Raw genomic sequence first — 17,312 nt, 5'->3', positions numbered from 1 at the left:
ACGACGAAGGGATTGAAAACCTTGCGGGTCAGACCACTCGCGAAGTGACGTGCTCTGACCCCAACTGACCCAACAGTTGCACCTGGTTTTGAACGCAAAAATCGTCAAAAGCAGCTTGGGGCAACATCAAATCAACAAACAACTCGGGCCAACCAATGGCGAACTCAAAACACACCAGACCGCTTGGGAGGGTTTCCCTGATGCGCACAAACTTGTGTTTGACATCGACGGCGGGCTCGTTGGCACCGGGGGCTATAGACTTATTCATGGCAGACACCTTGGTAATCGTTTGACAGCGAACAGGACCTTGCGGTCAGATCGGTGAGTGAAGTAAGGAACATGGCTGGGCTGTAACAAGTAAGACAGACAAGACTTTGCAAGGACCTTGCCAGCTTTGCCCCAGACGCCAATAATCTCGATATTCCTAGGGATAACCCCTAGAAATGGAGGTCCTCATCGTGCCAAAAACGGTCGCCTTCAGAGCGCTTACGGGTTAACCCTTAGCCCAAAATCAAGCTTCGATTTTCGAGTTTTGCCTATTTGAATGAGTCGAAACACGTAAAATTTACCAAATGGTAAAAAATTGACAGCCGCAACCCAGGTCGCCCCCAAGAACCTGCATCGGTTTGAAAATATCGAGATAACTGTCTTCACCCTACCGTGAGATGATCCGCCCATGAGCTTCAAATACCCCCCGGACAAGGATTTGCGCCGTCTGCTGCGCTTTGAACCCGACAGCGGCGCCATCTGGTTGGGGGACCGGCGCATGGTGTTGATGCACACCGCCGCGCTGGCCGCCCTGCGTCAGGACCTGATCAATTCGGTCGGCACCGAGCACGCGCGGCGCATCCTGACGCGCATGGGTTACGCCTCAGGCCTGTCGGACGCCGAGTACGCCAAAAAAACACGGCCCGGCGAGAGCGTGCAGGACAGCTTCCTGGTCGGGCCTCAACTGCACATGCTCGAAGGCGCGGCGCGGGTCACGCCCGTCAAAATCACGTTCGACATCGCGGCTGGCCTGTTTAATGCCGACTTCCGCTGCGACGATTCCTGGGAGGCCTACGCCCACCGGCAAAAGTTCGGCCTGGTGGACGAACCGTCCTGCTGGACGCTGCTGGGCTACGCCAGCGGCTACACCAGTGCCTTCATGGGCCGGCTGATTTTGTACAAGGAAACCCTCTGCGCCGCTTGTGGCGCAGACCATTGCCAGATCGTCGGGCGCCCGATCGAGGAATGGCCCGATGGCGAAGCCCATCGCGTTTATTTCACCGACGACTCGCTGATGGACAAGATGGAAGCACTGCAATCGCAGGTGGAGGCGCTGAAGTCGACACTGGAGCCTGTCAGCCTGGGTGGCCAGCTGATTGGTGACTCCCTTGGTTTTCGCAAAGCCTACACGCTGATGCAAAAAGTGGCGCCAACGCAGGCCACGGTGCTGTTGACCGGAGAGACCGGTGTGGGCAAGGAGCGCTTTGCACGCGCCCTGCATGAACTCTCCAACCGCGCGGACAAACCGTTTGTGGCGGTGAATTGCGCCGCCCTGCCGGCTGAGCTGATCGAGGCCGAACTGTTTGGCGTCGAGAAAGGCGCTTACACCGGCGCCCATGCCGCGCGCGCGGGTCGCTTCGAGCGCGCGGACGGCGGCACCTTGCTGCTTGACGAGGTGGGTGAAATGCCGATGGCCGCCCAAACCAAGCTGCTGCGCGTGCTGCAGGAAGGTGAAATCGAACGCGTCGGCGGCGAAACCACGCGCAAGGTCAATGTGCGTCTGGTGGCGGCCACCAACGTGGACCTGGCGCAGGCCGTGCAGGCCGGACGTTTCCGGGCTGACCTGATGTACCGACTCAATGTGTACCCGATTTGCATCCCGCCGCTGCGTGAGCGCAAGGCCGACATTGAGCCGCTGGCGCAGGCCATGCTGGCCCGTTTTTGCGCACTGCACGGTAAGCGGGTGATGGGCATTGAAGAGCGCGCATTGCAGGCGCTGCGCCAGCATGACTGGCCTGGCAACGTGCGCGAGCTGGAAAACCTGATCGAGCGCGGTGTGATCCTGGCAACCCAGGCCGGCATGGTCGAAGTGGAACACCTGTTTCCGAACCAGCCCGATACCGCCCAGACAGGTCTGAACGCCAATGGCCAGCTGGTCAGGTTGCCCAGCGCCCAGGATGACGACCTGAGCACCCGCATTCTCAACAGCGGCAGCTCGCTCGACGAGATCGAAGCCCGTGTGCTGGACCATGCGGTGGCGCGCGCAAGTGGCAACCTGTCAGAAGCCGCCCGCCTGCTGGGCCTGACTCGACCTCAGCTGGCTTACCGGCTGAAGCGTCAGCACGCCAGTGAGGCCGACGCCCCCGCAAGCAAACCGGCTCAGGAGTGATGTGATGCACCAGCTCAAGCGACCGGCGGCCAGCCACGTTGAGGCCGAACCGCACCTCCCGCGCACCCTGGTCGAGCGCGCCTACCTTGGCCTGCGTCACGACGTGATCAGCGGCAAGCTGGCGCCCGGCGAGCGCCTGCGCGTGGAGCACCTGAAAGACCAGTACGAGGTGGGCGCCGGCACCCTGCGCGAGGCCTTGTCCTTGCTGGTATCGGATGCACTGGTGACCTCGGAAGGCCAGCGGGGTTTCCGGGTGGCGCCGATCTCAATGACTGATCTGGAGGACGTGACCAATACCCGGGTGATGTTGGAAACAGATGCCTTGCGCCAGTCCATCCGCCATGGGGATGCTCAGTGGGAAGCAGCGCTGCAGCAAAGCTACGATCTGTTGAGCAAAACCGAAAGAGATTTGGCAGAGTCCGGCTCTGACCTCTGGGAGCGACGCAACAAATCCTTTCATGAGGCACTGATTGCAGGCTTTGATTCAAACTGGAGCAAGTACCTCCTGTCCATCCTGTACCGCCACGCTGAACGCTACCGCAACATCAACTGGCGGCTGACCGCCGCCCACGCAAGCGGACGCGATGTGCACAAGGAACACGAAGACATCTTTCGTGCCGCATTGAGCCGACAAGAGGCGCGCGCGGCATTGGCACTGGAAGCGCATATCCGGTTGACGCATGACATCGTGCGATTGCAGACGAAACAAGCGGAACTGAAGTAGCAGCAGGTCAAACGAAAAAATTGATCAATCCTGGAGCCTCAACCCTACTGCGATGCCACTACCTCTGGCGCGAGCAATCCTGAAACGACTCAACTTAAGAATGAGTCTCTAGGCGCCGAGGTACTGCCAATTGCAGGCCAGCCTTTTAGCCCGCCGATTTTTCAGTACGGACTGTTTATGATGAACTCACAGGATGAAATCTAACGAACATTGAGTGATTTTAGAGATGGTCTTCTAGCGGAAATGGCCTTCGAATTCCGCGGCTGCACATTAGACTTGAATCTGCCCTGCCTCACCAAGGCCAGACTTTTATTTATAAAGCTCGTTACTCTCACGCCGTGGAAATTCGCAAGAGAGTTAATCAAGCGTGCCAACGCGAAAGACGCCTGTCAGTAATTCTCTGAGTCACCCGCGCGCCAACCGGGCAGGCTCCAGCCCCGTTGGAGCGCGACTAAGCGTAAAAGAGTCGCCGTTGCGGCGGCGCCCACCAGACCCACCCACTGAGGTGCCCCTGCGGATTGGGCCGCAATCATGACCCAGCCACCCACAAAAGAACAAACCGCATAGGGTTGGTGGTCGCGAAACGCTCTGGGAATTTCATTGCACACGATGTCGCGCATCACTCCACCAAACACCGCGGTGACCATGCCCATTAAAACCGCCACGAACATCGGCATATGAATATCAAGGGCGATCTGTGTTCCGCCGGCCGTGAAGAGCCCAAGACCCAGGGCGTCGGGCCACTGCAAGGCCCGTTCGGTCGGCTCGAAATGTCGGGCCCGCATGAAGACCATCGCCGCAATGCAAAGGGCCAGCAACACCCACAACCATCCCGCATGTTGCACCCAGAAAAATGGCCGCCGGTCCAGCAAGATATCACGCAGCGTGCCCCCGCCAAAGGCCGTCAGCCCCATCACCATGCAAATCCCCACGACATCAAGCCGCTTGCGCGCGGCCTCGATCAGCCCTGATAGCGCAAACGCCAGGGTGGCCGCGGCTTCAATCGCAATCTGAGTGTTGGATAAGGTGAGGATTTCGGTCAAGCGGGAAATGGTCATCGGTCAATCAGGCGTCAGCCGCCGTGTCGGAGAACAGGAAATTCAACAGCATGACAATCAGTATCGCATCCCATGTCCGCTGTTAGTTCGCGTAAAACCGTTCGACTGGCAGGAGCAATCGACTGGCCCTGTGGGGTCGCCGTAAAAAAGCCTTGGCCGGAGAGTAAGCTCGGATGCACACACACCCATCAGGCACACCTCCCCATGTGATAGTTGACCCAAAACGGTGGCACGAATGCGCGCGAGCCTGATCACAACTGCGTGTGATCAGGCTCGATGACGATCGACGCAAACTGTAGGTTGTGCATGAACTCACGCAAGATCAGCAAGCTGGCGGCAAAGCCTGAGTCGAGCGGAATGCCCGCACTCGACCCAGGTCGCCCCTGCACCCAGGCGGCCAGGAAGTCAAACTGTTGCTCGACAGCCTCCACCGACAAAACCATGCAGGCACGGTCGGCCACACCGGCCAGTTGGGCGATCTCGCGGATGCCAAGGTCGCGAGTGCACAGGGCTGAGCCCTGCGCCAACCACTTGCCCGCGCGAATTACCTCGTCCTCCACCGCCATGATGGCGTTTTCCAACTCAAACGGCGTCGGGGGTAAGTGTTTGAAAAAGTCCGTGGCCGTTTTACCTGAACTGATCCTCAGCACTAGGGTGTCATCAGGCTGGCCACCACCGGTGCGTGTGACACGGGTGAAGTCAATGCCAATATGTAGCGTCGTGCGGGTCCCCGTGGGTGTTACCGTCATGCAAACGTCCTCATTCAAAGGCCTTCAAGCCAGTTCAAAAAATCGTCCCGCATGGCAGTGCTGATGGTGTGGCCGACCGGGTACAGACGCGTCAGGTGTGCCACACCGAGTTCACTCAACCACTGGTCAGACCGTTTCGCCCAGCTCAGCGGCAGCTTGGTATCCAACTCACCATGGCCGATGAATGCCTGCAGGTGCGCCCGTTTCACGGGGTCTGCAATGTGGGGTTTTAGCTCGGGCAGGATGCGGCCGGACAACAGGGCAAATCCCTTGACCAGCTTAGGCGCGCTCAGTGCCACACTGGCACTCAGAATGCCGCCCTGACTGAAACCCGCAATCACCGTGTCCATCGGTGCAATGCCATGCCTGGCCTGCACCTGCTGCACAAAGTGGATCAGGGCAACCCGGCTTTGCTCGGCTTCTTCCGCCACGATGCTGGGACCCGCCGCAGTGAACGTCACCCGAAACCAGGCAAATTGCTGGGCCCCGAGTTGCAGCGGGCCACGCGGAAAAATCAGCAGGGTGTGCGGGTCCATGCCCGCTGCCAGGCCCAGCAAGTTGGTCTCATTGCCGCCAACGCCGTGCAAAAGAATCACCACTTTGCGGGGTGTCTGTGGCACCGGTTGCGCCAACCGATAGACCAGGCCGAATTCGTCCTGGCTGTATAGATCAGACAGGGAGGTGGCTGCAATCATGTGTGGCTCCAATGGGTCAGGCGATGGCGTTGTCAACGGCGGCGGGCATGCCCCAGACATACGAGTCCATGGACAACACACCGTGGGTGATGTCCCCCTCGATGTATCGCACTTGGTCGGCTTCCGTCTGTGCCCCCATGGCCACCAGCAGGGGCAAAAAGTGCTCTTGCGTCGGGTGCGCCCGTTCGGCATGGGGCGCCTCGGCGCGGTAGTGAATGAGCGGATGGCGGGCGTTGGCCAGCACTGCGGTTTTCACCCAGGTGGCGAATTCCGTTGCGTAGGCGACTGGCTGGCTGCCAGGTGGGTGCAGTTCGTACAAGTTGTGTGTCATGCTGCCCGAGGCAACAATCAGCACACCCTGCTCACGCAGCGGTGCCAGTGCCTGGCCCATCTGCACCGCTTGCTCAGGTGTCAGGCTGACAGGCAGCGACACCTGAAACACCGGCACTTTGGCATCCGGCAACAGGTGCATCAGTGGCACCCAGGCGCCATGGTCAAGCCCACGGTGCTCGTCAAGTTCTGCAGCGAAACCCGCCGCAGTCAGCAGCCGGGCCGCCTCCCTGGCCAGCTCAGGCTGACCCGCCGCTGGGTACGTCAAGGTGTACAAGCTGGCAGGGAAACCACCAAAATCATGCACTGTTTCTGGCTGGGTCGTGCCCATGACCTTCACGCCCCTCGTTTGCCAGTGCGGCGACACCACCAGCACCGCCTTGAGTTCAGACAGTTGCCGGCCCAGCGCCTGCAATTGAGGACCAAGTTGTCCCGGCTCAATGGCGAAGGTTGGTGCACCATGCGAGATGAAAAATACAGGGGCTTTGGGCGTGGATGTCATGGCAACTCCGTTGGTTTCGTTTCAGTTTAGGTCAGCATTCGCGGTTCAGGCGCGCTTGATCCAAGTGGGCGCTATCGACGTGCCCTGGCCCGCCCCATAGGCCAGGTAAATGTTCAGGCCGGCAACCGGTTCCAGGTAGCGTGTGTTCTTCAGGCCGCCGGCGTCCACGGTTGCAAAACCCATGCTCTCGGCCAGTGCCTTCACGGTTTGCTTGGCGCCCCCGCTGTCGCCGGCCACAAAGACCGGCACAGTCTGGCCGTTGACAAAGTCAGCACCCTCAGACAACACCTGGGCAAAGACCGTATTGAAGGCCTTGACCACCTCGGCACCGGGAATCGCCTTGGCGATTTCTTCGGCCGCCGAGGTGTTGTGGCCCAGCGTCAAACCCATGTAGTCGGCGGTGAGTGGGTTGGTGATGTCGATGACCACCTTGCCCGCCAGATCCCCCGCTCCCTTGAGTGCCGCGACCGCGTCGCCATAACCGGTGGCCAGCACTACCACATCCGCGGAGGCAGCCGCATTGGCCGCGATGACGGCGGCAGCGCCGGGGTGGGCTGCTGCCAGGGCCTGCGCTTTTTCGAGGTTGCGGGCTGTCACGGTGACCTGGTGGCCAGCGCGGGTGAGTTGTTTGACCAAGGCTGCGCCCATGTGGCCGGCGCCGATGACTGTGACTTTCATGATGATTCCTTATGTGAATAAAGCAGGTTGAGAGTTAGACACCACATTGGCTAATCAGACGTTTGTGATGCATGGCATGTACTGTATTGGCTTCTAATAATTAGATAAATATCTAAAATAGTGATTTATTGTTTCACTAGGAGAGACAGTGGACAGATTCCTTGAAATGCAGACCTTCATAGCGGTGGTCGATGCTGGCAGCTTCGTCAAGGCCGCCGATGCGCTGGACATGTCCAAAGCGGCGGTGTCCCGGTATGTGGTGGACCTGGAAAGCCGCCTGGGCGTGCGCTTGCTGCACCGCACCACACGGCGCCTGTCCCTGACCGACGAAGGCCGGGTGTTTTACGGCCGCAGCAAAGACCTGATGGCTGAACTACAAGAGGCAGAAGACGAAGTCACCGCACGCAGCGACGCTGCCAGTGGCTTGCTGAGGGTCAATGCCCCGTTCACCTTTGGCATTCTTCATCTGGCGCCGCTGTGGGGCGTGTTCAAAGCCCAACACCCAAAAGTCACTCTGGAGGTGATTCTGGCGGACCGGCTGGTTGATCTGGTGGAGGAAGGGTTCGACATGGCGATCCGCATCGCCACACTGGAAAGCTCAACCCTGGTGAGCAAGCGGCTGGCCACCACACGCATGGTGTTGTGTGCGTCACCGCGTTACCTTCAACAACACGGCACACCCACACATCCGGCAGAACTGGCGCAGCATGCAGTCATTTCCTACAGCCACTGGTCAACCAAGGATGAATGGCACTTTGACGGGCCAGACGGGCCGGTGCGGGTCAAAACAAATCCCTGCATTCACACCAACAGCGGCGACACCTGCCGCGCCGCGGCCCTGGCGGATCAGGGTGTCATCTTGCAGCCAGGTTTTCTGGTGGGCAAGGATTTGTCCGACGGAAGTCTGCTTGAATTGATGCCGCAGTATCGGTCAATTGAAATCGGCATTTACGCGGTCTACCCGACGCGCAAACATGTCTCAGCCAAGGTGCGTGCGCTGATTGATTTTTTGGCGCTGCATTTTGTGAAGAGTGAGACAAACTGGTGACCCTTGCAAACGCGAACCAGATGGCAGGTATTTCGTCAGTAGTGTCCCAACGTTGTTACATTGAAACGTCGTAAGTTAATGATTTACTTGTCAAATTTGGTGTTTAAGTCTGGTGTCGATTTGAACGTCGTGGCGCGTCAGACTGTCGGTTTTTTGCGGAAGCCTGCCCAAAACCGTCATGCACCAAGGAACGCTCGTATTTGCGCAACTCATGCTGTACCGTCCACTGAGCACGTTTCGTCGCTGTGTGGCCGATCACAACGGCGTACGCGCTGGCCGCTGAAATGGCGATTTACAGTGCGCAGCTCAGTTTTTATCTTGATGGTCAGACGATTGAGGCTCAGGAGATGGCCGTTCTGCCTGGAGGTTCAGGTGCCATTTTGCACGCTGGTGCGCAAGGTGTCAGGCTGGTGGTCATTGGTGGCGCGCCTCTGGCGCAGTCTGTTCGGATGTGGTGGAACTACGTGGCAACGGATCGTGAGCGCATCGCCCATGCTGCCAAGCGCTGGGAAGACGGTGGTTTTTAGTCCATCCCTGGGGAGACTGATCGAGTGCAGGGCCCCAAGTGGGTGGGGTAATCAGCCAAGCTCACCGAGATGCAACTGCAACGACGCAAACGGCCTTCAGGTTATGAACGACAGCATGCGGATTTTCATGCGCCAAGTTGAATGACTTCTTCCTCCAACGGTGGCTGACCGCCATGGGCACGTAGCCGAATGCCACGAAAGGCTTCTGGCTGGAGTTGAACTGGACAACCGGAAAGCTGCCAGTCGTGAGCGGCTCTTATGGGTCTTAAACGGTCGACCACTCGGGAAATTTGGCTGGCCGCTTGCCATTTTTGATGAAGATCAGAAGTTTCAAACTACCTGCGCTAAAGCTGAAAATCGTACTGGCCATCGCCGCCAAAAAGCGGGAAAGTTGAATTCCTTTCAACTACAAGGAATTCATCATGGAAGAATCAAGCAACAAGTCCCACCACGAACCGTGGAACAAGGACAAGTTGGTGGGCCAAAAGGCGCCATTCAAACTGAAGGAAATCTGGGCCATCCGCGTGCGATTGCAGGTCGAACACCGGGTCAGAGAACTGGCCATGTTCGATTTGGGGCTCGACAGTAAGTTACGGGCTTGCGATCTGGTGAAACTCAAGGTTCGTGACATCTGTCATGGTGATCGCGTAGCTGCACGCGCCATCATCATGCAGCAAAAGACCGCCAGGCCGGTGCAATTCGAGATTACCCCACCCACCCAGGAAGCGGTGAGTGCTTGGATCAAAGAGGCCAATCTGAGGTCTGAAGACTTCTTATTCCCAAGCCGAATACATGACTCCCCGCATCTGGGAACCCGTCAGTATGCCCGCATCGTTGACAACTGGGTGCGTGAGATTGGCCTCGACCCCGCCGCATACGGAACCCATTCCATGAGGCGTACCAAGGCGTCGCTCATCTACCGACGCACCAAAAACCTGCGGGCTGTGCAACTTTTACTTGGCCATGCAAAAATTGAAAGCACCGTGAGGTATCTGGGAATTGAGGTTGATGACGCCCTGGAAATGGCCGAGGACACGGAGGCTTGACCTCGCCGAAAACCTTAAGACAGACTGAAAGCTGTAGTGCTGAGCTCGGACAATTTCACAAATTCTGAGAGAGAACTTGGTTTGGTGCTCCTAACTTTCATGAATCCAAGCCGACACCCCGGATGATGAAAGAAACTTGAGGGTGGAGGTGCCGGGGTAGATGCCGAGAAAATTCTTTGGGAGCAGGCATCCCGATAGCTAACTTGGCACGCCTTCACCGACTCGTACCCCGAATTGACTCCATCGGTTGCCCGATGAGATCTCACGTTAAATAGGGCTGCTGAGTGTTGAGCTCAGACAAGCAATTTCGGTGGGGCACTCCAGCACCTCCAGTTTTGAAGTTTACACATCAACTGGAGGAAATCGATGGACATTGCTCCCATCTACAAACGCTCAATAGGTCTGGACGTGCATCAAGCGCAAATCACGGGCTGCGCCATCACCGAACAGCCCGACGGCAGTGTGACGTATGAGTTGCGGCAGTTTGGTGGCTTCAAGCGCGACCGCAAGGCGCTGGCCGAGTGGGCGCGCTCAATCGGCCCGGATGTGGTCGTCATGGAGAGCACCGGCATTTACTGGAAGAGCCCTTACGCGGCGCTGGAGGGGGTGGGCATCATCGCCTGGGTCGTCAACGCTCGCCATGTCAAAGCGGTGCCGGGTCGCAAGACCGACGTGGCTGATGCGCAGTGGCTGGCCTCGCTGGCACGCGCTGGGCTTTTGCGCGCCTCCTTCATCGCCAAGGCGGACCTTCGCAGCCTGCGCCACATTGCGCGCCAGCGCCAAAAGCTCGGCAGCATACTCGCTGCTGAGAAAAACCGGCTGCACAAATTGCTCACCGATGCGGGCATCCGTTTGGGCGTGGTGGTCTCTGATTTGCACGGGCAATCGGCACGCGCCATGGTGAAGGCACTGATCGCAGGCAAGAGCGTGCCCGACGTATTGAGCCTGGCCAGCAATCGCCTGCGTGCCAGCCGGGAAGAGATCTTTGAGGCCTTGCAGGCCGAAGAGATCACACCAGCGCATCGATTTGTGCTGGGCGAGATCATGGCGCATATTGAGGAGCTTGAAGTGCGCATGGCTCGCTTTGACTCTGAGTTACTGCGTTCCTTGCACAGCGCTGGTTACAGCGTTCCTTTGCAACTGCTGCAAACCTTGCCTGGCATTGACCTGATGGGTGCGGCCATGCTGCTGGTTGAGATTGGCTCTGACATGAGTGTCTTTGGCAGCGCCCAGCGACTGGCCAGTTGGGTGGGGATGTGTCCGGGCAACAACGAATCGGCGGCAAAGCGAAAGAGTGGGCGCATCAGGAAGGGAAACGCCTGGGTGCGTCGCTTGTTGTGCGAGTTTGCACAGGCCGCCGGGCGCAGTCGCTGTGCACTCAAAGACAAGTTTCAAGCCCTGAAAGTGCGCAAGGGTCACAAGCGTTCGATTGTGGCGCTGGGGCACAAGATGCTGCGCACGATCTACGCCATGTTGAGCAAAAAGACGCACTACGTGGACAAGACCGTGGACTACGAGGCATTGATGGTGGCGCGCAACGCGCCACGGTGGTTGCAGATGTTGACCAAGCATGGGTTCGTGCCAGCATCCGCCTGAGACACTGATCAGTTGAGATTACCTTGATGTGCGATTGACCTTGCAGGGGTCAGGATCGTGCTCGTTTACAGGTACGTTTCTTTCACGTTAAAGTCGGCGGCTGTTTGCCCGGGTGTGAACTATGCAGCCGCCGATTGTCAGCTTTAGAGCGGCCAGTCTGAGGCGTGAAATCACAGTGGTAGTTGGGGTGCAGTCACCCAAGATTCACCACTGTCCGGCTCTTTAAGACCCTTACCCGCCGTTCAACAGAGCCGCAAGGACACCACCGGAAAGTGGGAAAGCTGACCTTCAATTTCGCCGGAAGCAGACTTTCGTTTTTGGCGCCCGAATCTCGGGAGCGGTCATTCAGCCGTGAAAATCAGTTTTTCAAATTGGTGGTCGGCACTGCAGCGTTACCTGACGGCCACCAGTACCCGGTTCCGGGTAAGCCAGTTTCATGATTTTGGAGACAGGTCGGCCGACCTTCACCACCAACTCCATCGTGCCCATAGCTGTCGGACGTGGAATTCAGGACCAGTCGTCCAGTGCTCACCAAAAAGTCCGCAATCTTCTTTGGAGGCAAGGCCAAAGCGTTGCAAAATGGCGCGATGACGATTACTTGCCACTCTACTCCTTTGGGTCTGTATACAAGCGAGACTGAACTCCAGGCCCTGATCAACGCAACCCCTGGTATTTCGTTGCTAATTGATCTCGAAGGGACAATCGTTTGTGCAAACAGCAAATCCACGACTCACTTCGGGATTGAACTCGGTGAGCTGATTGGACGCAATGTGTTTTCGCTCTTTGATGAAGCAACATCCATTGGACGCCGCTCTATCGTCAAGCAGGCAGAGACTCAACGTGTACCGGTCTTTCTTGAGGATGAGCGAAATGGCGTCCACTATCGACACAGCCTGATTCCTGCCATTGACCATGATGGTGTGGTGCGGCGTGTCGCTGTCTTCGCAGAGGACATTACGGAACGTAAGAAGGCAGAAATTGCCTTGCGTGCCAGTGAGGAGAAATTTCGCTTTCTGGCAGAAAACACGGCGGACACGGTCTGGCAGCTTGACGGTCAGATGCGCTTTACCTACGTCAACGCGGCCTACACCCACCTCAGTGGATTTTCCCAGGAAGAGATTATTGGCCGCCCTGTGATGGAGTTCTTTACGCCTCAGGGGCGCACTACCGTTGCGGCCATGATGGTCAAGCGAAAGGAGAACGAAGCACTTGGAAAAGTCAATGTTGCACTCAGGTTTGAGGTTCCCCATATTCGCAAGTCAGGTAAACCGTTCTGGGCAGAAATCAATTCAAACCCCATTTATGGCCAGAACGGTGTCATCACCGCATTTAACGGAATCATGCGCGACATTGATGAGCGCAAGAACATGGAATTGGCACTGAGAGTCAGTGAGGAGCGTTTCCGTTTCCTTGCGGAGAACACCGGTGATGTAGTCTGGGAACTTGACTCACAGATGCGATTCACGTACATCAACGGCGCTGACCAGCGCTTGCGCGGGTTTTCCAAGGACGAGGTATTGGGTCGATCTGTCCTGGAACTGTTCACTCCGGAGGGAAAGTCGATAATCACCGACTTGAGTGCCAAGCGGCGAGCAGATGAAGAACTGGGCAAAGTGGATCCCCAGTTTGTATTTCGAGCTCCCCAAATCCGCAAAGATGGCACCAGCGTCTGGACAGAAGTGAGCTCCACTACGAGCTACAACCCTGACGGTAGGGTCATCGGCTACAACGGGATCACCCGAGACATTGATGCCAGCAAACAGCATGAGAGACGGCTCGAGGATGCAAATGTCCGGCTGCAAGAACAGTTGCAGGAGATACTGGCGCTGCAGACGCAATTGAAAGAGCAGGCTGTGCGCGATTCACTGACGGGTCTGCACAACCGTCGGTACATGGAGGAAACGCTCCCTCGTGAACTGTCGCGAGCCAAACGTGAAGGATATTCGCTCGCATTGATCATGTTAGACCTTGATCACTTTAAGCGAATCAACGACACCTATGGCCACCCGACCGGTGACTCGGTATTGAAGGCCATGGCATCGATTCTTTTGCATGGTGCGCGCGAAGGCGACATCATCTGTCGCTATGGAGGAGAAGAATTCTTGGTTGCATTGCCCAATATGAGCACGGACCAGGCGCTGGTGCGGGCAAAGAATTGGCAGAGCACCTTGGCTGCTAGACCTGTAATACACGGCACATTCAGTGTTGAAGCCACCTTTTCGGCTGGCATTTCAGTCTACCCGGACAATAGTTCAGAAGTTGAGGGCCTATTGCGATTGGTAGACAACGCCCTTTACCGTGCAAAGGAAAATGGGCGTAACTGCGTTGAGTACGAGCCAATGGTGGAACCTTGAAGTGCGCAGCGGTGTGGAAATTAGTGTGAGAAGGGACTTGGTGAAATTCCAGGATTGGCTTCAGTGGATGGGGCGGTCGATATGTCGTTTGGCAGCCATGCGACGCGCATTCGCAAGGAGTTACCAAGTGGCACGTTCGCTGTAGCAAGTGATGAACTAAGTCAGGATGAGATATTGAAGTCAGCCGATGTAGCCATGTAGCAGGCCAAGGACGCCGGCCGGAATTCAATCCGATTTCACGTCGAGTCTGCTGACGCAGGAACTGCCGCAAGTGGCATTACTGAATGACAATGACTGCCACGGAGAACGAAAATCCACTTCCGTTCTTGGCCAACTGCCGTCACTCGCTGGTGGCTGCTTTGGAGGAGAGACTTCTTCATGCGTTCACCTTTCGGGTGCTCCCGCATGAAAGAATAAACTCGTGGCTCGCAGACTGCGTTCGTCGTGCTTCCGATGCATCGAAGTGTGAGCGCACCCCTCTACCGAAATAGGTTTTGAATCTATTCCAGGTCGGATTTGCCTCGATCGCGCCGTGGTAGAGAATCGCGAAACGCGTCGAATGACTTCCATTCAGGCACCGGCGGTGTGGTGGCATTCGCGAATCAGCAAAGCCAGCTGGATCAGCAAGTTATCACGCAAGGCATGCAGCTCGCCCAGGTGCGACAGCGCTTGTGTCTTGCGACAACCGAGCTGCAAACCATCATGCTGAGGCACATTGCAGTGTTCCCCATGCACGTGGGGATGAACCGATGTTTGGCAAATCAGGCATGGAGCTCATTCCGTGTTCCCCATGCACGTGGGGATGAACCGCCGCTGTGATGCGGCTGGTACTGAATCTGCAGTGAATCAGGTTGTCAGCCATCGCATGGCGAAGAAGCAACAAATGCGGTGGACCGACGAAGGAGCGCACTGCTTGGCGCAGGTCAGGGTCGCTGTACTAAATGGCGAATTCTCCGTGGCGAGACTTGCAGAATTGACCAAGATGCCATGCGCGAACTCGTCGCACGCACGCCAGGCCGCATGATCTTGCCTCCCACGGTTTGGTTCACTCTCATGCGACGCTGGTGAATGGTTGACTAATGAGTCCCCGAACGAAGCGTTTTGACCGCCAGTGCTAAGAGAATCGACTTTAGTCAGGAGGGTTGCCTGCTCTCCCTTCGGGCCGCTAAATTCTTCCGGAACCGATTCGGTCAACGTAGTAGCGGAATACATACTGGGGGCAGCTATTCTGGTGTTTTTCCGTCATGCTAGTAGCGGAAGACACAGTGAACGAGTCGTGGCTGTACCCTTTGGCAACAACACACTTTTTCTAAACTGTGCAAATAGTAGCGGAACACACATTGGGGCAGTCTGGTGTCCTTGCTGGCACGAATAGTAGCGGAACGCACAGTGAACGAGCTTTTTTGCGTATTTGTGCTTTCCTGTAGGCACCGGAGCCATCACTGTGCACCAGTGAACCTGGTGCCACGGTCTGCTGGATGCGGGCGGCGCATTGCCATTATCGGCGCAGGCCTGCAAATAGGCAGTGTGAGCCAGGTTCGCAGATTCAGGCCCCACAGCTTCATGGTGGCAAACAAGCTGTACATCGTGGCGGCCAATTCTGCGGATCCTACAGATCCTGAGCCGTTAAAGTTTTTTCTTCCAACGACTGGTATGCGCATGCTGCGCTCGGCCGCGTAATTGTCAATTTTTACCCATGGGCTGGCGACAAAAACTGTCAAGCCAGCCCAGTGCGCGGTCATGCTCTGCAGCACTTTGGCCGCCGGTGGAAAGGTTTCGAGATCGGCTAACCGCCTTGCGGGGCGGTGTAATGTCTGCCGACTGCGGTCTGCCAACTTCAATTCAATGTGTTCTTGCTTATAGATGCGGCCCTGTGAAGTTTGAACTTTCAGCTTGGGCATCTATAGGCGGGCAGTAGAAAAATGACTTCAAACTTAATCGGGCCGTATCAATAGTGATCGTTACAAATGCCAGCAAGCGCACGGCGGATTCGATTTGGGGGCTCAGAATTGTGAGATTCTGGGGTGAAGCTCGGGCGCAAATTGGTCAGATTTTGGGTTTTGCGTGGCGAAGGGAAATTTGCCAGCGATGAGATCAAAAAATATTGAGGGTAAACCCTATGCGTCTAAATTTTAGGCACAGCATTTTCAAAAAAATGGGGGTTTTCGGTCAGACACAAATTAGTAGCGGAATACACACTGGGGCATCTATTCTGGTTTTTTCCCGTCATGCTAGTAGCGGAAGACACAGTGAACGAGGTTTAGTGTGTGCTGCGTTCGATCTCAACATACTTTTGTGTCGTTCAACGTAGTAGCGGAATACACAGTGAACGAGTCGTGGCTGTACCCTTTGGCAACAACACACTTTTTCTAACCTGTGCAAATAGTAGCGGAACGCACAGTGCGCGGGTCTTGGCCAATTTGATTGGCCGACTGCGTGATTACAGCAACGACGTTTGGCGCTTCATGACACAGCCAGACGTGCCATTCACAAACAACTTGGCCGAACAGACCGTTCGTATGCCCAAGGTCAAGCAAAAAGTATCCGGCTGCTTTCGCACACCCTTGGGTGCGACAAACTACTGCGTCATCCGCTCTTATTGCGCCACCATGCACAAGCAATGGGTCAACATCTTTGATTCCCTCGCCGCAGCCTTCAAAGGTTCACCACTTCAGCCCTGCTTCGCCTGAATTAGTATGTTTGCCTGATACCGGGCTTTCGAGAAACATCAAAGTAATGAGATCAACAAGTTACGCAGGACTAAAAGTTAGACGCGCATGCAACAGTGACTGACCGCTCAGTAAAAGGTGCACGCAGGGCTGGCGTAAATATGGCAATCTTTCGAACGGGGTAGCGTAAGCTCCACCAATGTAATGCTCGCAATCAGCCCCAAACCATGCTCACTTAATCGGGCACTAAAGGCACCAATGAACTACCGATTTTGGCGTGCAGGTGCAAGCTTAGCTCAAATGTTTATCAACACCAAATGGGCGGGCCGCGGCGCGCTGGGCTCACAAACACAGGTCGAGCGCAAGCAACATTTACGGCACCTCGCGCATGCAGGAAAAAGCACCACGACACCCTTTTTCGAAGATAGACATACATTTTGCTGCGATGTTCGTCTCCATGACGATCTTGGCACTTCGCCAGGCGATGTGACTTCATGTGGTCGATGAAACTGTTACGCATGCAGCGTTAACGATTCCGCCGACTCCTTCGTTACCTGGGATTTTCCGCCTTCTGCGGCCCAGGCTCCCCGGCTTTCAATTCTCCGAAATTCGATCACTGGAGCCAATCCAGAATTCCTGATATCCGCAATGCTCGGTAAACACTGCAATTCGATGGATGGCACCATCAGCGGGCGTCTCCCCTACGTAAAACGCATGCCGAAACGTCAGATCGGTGCCATCCTCAAATTGAACGCGAACACTGGCATTTGAAAAGTCTGTCGCCAACAGGCTGTTTTCAACAATGTCTTCGGCAGAACGCTCCAGTCTTTTTGAAAGTGCCATCTGCCAGTTCTCCAGCATACCGATCCATGGCATGGCTGCTTATTGTTTGAGGTGATCAAACTCTTCCTGGGCCGCAGCCCGGATATCGTCCTGAGATGAGATGTTGTCCCCACTAA

At 56.4% G+C, this 17,312-nt stretch carries 18 protein-coding genes and 1 pseudogene; 10 read left to right on the top strand and 9 right to left on the bottom strand.

Annotated features, from left to right (window positions below):
* Positions 1-28 precede the first annotated feature (28 nt).
* The gene (locus tag PHT20_RS10145) at positions 29-268 is read right to left on the bottom strand and encodes a phenol hydroxylase subunit (RefSeq protein ID WP_161124065.1); all 240 of its coding nucleotides are present in this window, start codon (positions 266-268) and stop codon (positions 29-31) included.
* Between the two features lie 408 nt (positions 269-676).
* Here PHT20_RS10145 and PHT20_RS10140 point away from each other — a divergent pair, with 408 nt between their 5' ends.
* The 3 genes from PHT20_RS10140 to PHT20_RS10130 are packed head-to-tail and all read left to right on the top strand — an operon-like array spanning position 677 to position 3,305.
* Positions 677-2,377 (top strand): sigma-54-dependent Fis family transcriptional regulator, encoded by a 1,701-nt coding sequence (locus tag PHT20_RS10140; RefSeq protein ID WP_301020443.1) that lies wholly within the window; start codon positions 677-679, stop codon positions 2,375-2,377.
* A 4-nt stretch (positions 2,378-2,381) separates the two neighbouring features.
* Entirely contained in the window at positions 2,382-3,101 is a 720-nt protein-coding gene (locus tag PHT20_RS10135; protein WP_301020442.1) for a GntR family transcriptional regulator, read from the top strand.
* Positions 3,102-3,128: 27 nt separating this feature from the next.
* Positions 3,129-3,305 carry a pirin-like C-terminal cupin domain-containing protein gene (locus tag PHT20_RS10130; protein ID WP_366520920.1) on the top strand — a complete coding sequence of 59 codons (177 nt, stop codon included), beginning with the start codon at positions 3,129-3,131 and terminating at the stop codon, positions 3,303-3,305.
* Positions 3,306-3,490: 185 nt separating this feature from the next.
* On the opposite strand, the gene PHT20_RS10125 is transcribed toward PHT20_RS10130, so the two are convergent.
* The 5 genes from PHT20_RS10125 to PHT20_RS10105 form a co-directional block, all read right to left on the bottom strand.
* A complete protein-coding gene (locus PHT20_RS10125; RefSeq protein WP_301020441.1) occupies positions 3,491-4,159 on the bottom strand; it encodes a trimeric intracellular cation channel family protein in 669 nt (222 codons plus the stop codon).
* A gap of 251 nt (positions 4,160-4,410) precedes the next feature.
* Positions 4,411-4,908 (bottom strand): hypothetical protein, encoded by a 498-nt coding sequence (locus tag PHT20_RS10120; protein WP_301020440.1) that lies wholly within the window; start codon positions 4,906-4,908, stop codon positions 4,411-4,413.
* Positions 4,909-4,922: 14 nt separating this feature from the next.
* Positions 4,923-5,603, bottom strand: coding sequence for a phospholipase (locus PHT20_RS10115; protein ID WP_301020439.1), 681 nt, complete (start codon positions 5,601-5,603; stop codon positions 4,923-4,925).
* Positions 5,604-5,619: 16 nt separating this feature from the next.
* Positions 5,620-6,435, bottom strand: coding sequence for a class III extradiol ring-cleavage dioxygenase (locus PHT20_RS10110; protein ID WP_301020438.1), 816 nt, complete (start codon positions 6,433-6,435; stop codon positions 5,620-5,622).
* A gap of 45 nt (positions 6,436-6,480) precedes the next feature.
* Positions 6,481-7,113 (bottom strand): NAD(P)-binding domain-containing protein, encoded by a 633-nt coding sequence (locus PHT20_RS10105; protein WP_301020437.1) that lies wholly within the window; start codon positions 7,111-7,113, stop codon positions 6,481-6,483.
* A 166-nt stretch (positions 7,114-7,279) separates the two neighbouring features.
* On the opposite strand from PHT20_RS10105, the gene PHT20_RS10100 reads away from it, so the two are divergent.
* The 5 genes from PHT20_RS10100 to PHT20_RS10080 all read left to right on the top strand — a co-directional run bounded on the left by PHT20_RS10100 (position 7,280) and on the right by PHT20_RS10080 (position 13,684).
* The gene (locus PHT20_RS10100) at positions 7,280-8,161 is read left to right on the top strand and encodes a LysR family transcriptional regulator (RefSeq protein ID WP_301020436.1); all 882 of its coding nucleotides are present in this window, start codon (positions 7,280-7,282) and stop codon (positions 8,159-8,161) included.
* A 284-nt stretch (positions 8,162-8,445) separates the two neighbouring features.
* A complete protein-coding gene (locus tag PHT20_RS10095) occupies positions 8,446-8,688 on the top strand; it encodes a pirin-like C-terminal cupin domain-containing protein (RefSeq protein ID WP_301020435.1) in 243 nt (80 codons plus the stop codon).
* A gap of 422 nt (positions 8,689-9,110) precedes the next feature.
* Positions 9,111-9,734, top strand: a complete 624-nt coding sequence (locus tag PHT20_RS10090) for a tyrosine-type recombinase/integrase (protein WP_301020434.1) — start codon at positions 9,111-9,113, stop codon at positions 9,732-9,734.
* 366 nt (positions 9,735-10,100) lie between these two features.
* On the top strand, positions 10,101-11,330 hold the full coding sequence (locus PHT20_RS10085; protein ID WP_301020433.1) for an IS110 family transposase: 1,230 nt from the start codon (positions 10,101-10,103) through the stop codon (positions 11,328-11,330).
* 500 nt (positions 11,331-11,830) lie between these two features.
* A complete protein-coding gene (locus PHT20_RS10080; protein ID WP_301020432.1) occupies positions 11,831-13,684 on the top strand; it encodes a PAS domain S-box protein in 1,854 nt (617 codons plus the stop codon).
* A gap of 570 nt (positions 13,685-14,254) precedes the next feature.
* On the opposite strand, the gene PHT20_RS10075 is transcribed toward PHT20_RS10080, so the two are convergent.
* Entirely contained in the window at positions 14,255-14,398 is a 144-nt protein-coding gene (locus PHT20_RS10075; protein WP_301020431.1) for a hypothetical protein, read from the bottom strand.
* Positions 14,399-14,516: 118 nt separating this feature from the next.
* Between PHT20_RS10075 and PHT20_RS10070 the strand changes: the two are divergent.
* Positions 14,517-14,708: pseudogene (locus PHT20_RS10070) on the top strand (hypothetical protein); the annotation flags it as partial.
* A 415-nt stretch (positions 14,709-15,123) separates the two neighbouring features.
* Here the strand turns inward: PHT20_RS10070 and PHT20_RS10065 are convergent.
* Positions 15,124-15,585, bottom strand: a complete 462-nt coding sequence (locus PHT20_RS10065; protein ID WP_301020430.1) for a transposase — start codon at positions 15,583-15,585, stop codon at positions 15,124-15,126.
* A 366-nt stretch (positions 15,586-15,951) separates the two neighbouring features.
* On the opposite strand from PHT20_RS10065, the gene PHT20_RS10060 reads away from it, so the two are divergent.
* On the top strand, positions 15,952-16,374 hold the full coding sequence (locus PHT20_RS10060; RefSeq protein ID WP_366520919.1) for a transposase: 423 nt from the start codon (positions 15,952-15,954) through the stop codon (positions 16,372-16,374).
* Positions 16,375-16,947: 573 nt separating this feature from the next.
* On the opposite strand, the gene PHT20_RS10055 is transcribed toward PHT20_RS10060, so the two are convergent.
* Positions 16,948-17,229, bottom strand: coding sequence for a hypothetical protein (locus PHT20_RS10055; protein WP_301020429.1), 282 nt, complete (start codon positions 17,227-17,229; stop codon positions 16,948-16,950).
* Positions 17,230-17,312 lie beyond the last annotated feature (83 nt).

Origin of the sequence: Rhodoferax sp. (assembly GCF_028715765.1) — a bacterium.
Classification (GTDB): domain Bacteria; phylum Pseudomonadota; class Gammaproteobacteria; order Burkholderiales; family Burkholderiaceae_C; genus Rhodoferax.
This window is presented reverse-complemented; position numbering and strand designations above follow the sequence as displayed.

Bases quoted from the DNA above. Each gene is read 5' to 3' on its own strand.
- PHT20_RS10100 (WP_301020436.1), top strand. From the start codon at position 7,280: ATGCAGACCTTCATAGCGGTGGTCGATGCTGGCAGCTTCGTCAAGGCC.
- PHT20_RS10105 (WP_301020437.1), bottom strand. From the start codon at position 7,113: ATGAAAGTCACAGTCATCGGCGCCGGCCACATGGGCGCAGCCTTGGTC.
- PHT20_RS10085 (WP_301020433.1), top strand. From the start codon at position 10,101: ATGGACATTGCTCCCATCTACAAACGCTCAATAGGTCTGGACGTGCAT.
- PHT20_RS10115 (WP_301020439.1), bottom strand. From the start codon at position 5,603: ATGATTGCAGCCACCTCCCTGTCTGATCTATACAGCCAGGACGAATTC.
- PHT20_RS10090 (WP_301020434.1), top strand. From the start codon at position 9,111: ATGGAAGAATCAAGCAACAAGTCCCACCACGAACCGTGGAACAAGGAC.
- PHT20_RS10095 (WP_301020435.1), top strand. From the start codon at position 8,446: ATGGCGATTTACAGTGCGCAGCTCAGTTTTTATCTTGATGGTCAGACG.
- PHT20_RS10065 (WP_301020430.1), bottom strand. From the start codon at position 15,585: ATGCCCAAGCTGAAAGTTCAAACTTCACAGGGCCGCATCTATAAGCAA.
- PHT20_RS10125 (WP_301020441.1), bottom strand. From the start codon at position 4,159: ATGACCATTTCCCGCTTGACCGAAATCCTCACCTTATCCAACACTCAG.
- PHT20_RS10140 (WP_301020443.1), top strand. From the start codon at position 677: ATGAGCTTCAAATACCCCCCGGACAAGGATTTGCGCCGTCTGCTGCGC.
- PHT20_RS10055 (WP_301020429.1), bottom strand. From the start codon at position 17,229: ATGCCATGGATCGGTATGCTGGAGAACTGGCAGATGGCACTTTCAAAA.
- PHT20_RS10110 (WP_301020438.1), bottom strand. From the start codon at position 6,435: ATGACATCCACGCCCAAAGCCCCTGTATTTTTCATCTCGCATGGTGCA.
- PHT20_RS10145 (WP_161124065.1), bottom strand. From the start codon at position 268: ATGAATAAGTCTATAGCCCCCGGTGCCAACGAGCCCGCCGTCGATGTC.
- PHT20_RS10120 (WP_301020440.1), bottom strand. From the start codon at position 4,908: ATGACGGTAACACCCACGGGGACCCGCACGACGCTACATATTGGCATT.
- PHT20_RS10135 (WP_301020442.1), top strand. From the start codon at position 2,382: ATGCACCAGCTCAAGCGACCGGCGGCCAGCCACGTTGAGGCCGAACCG.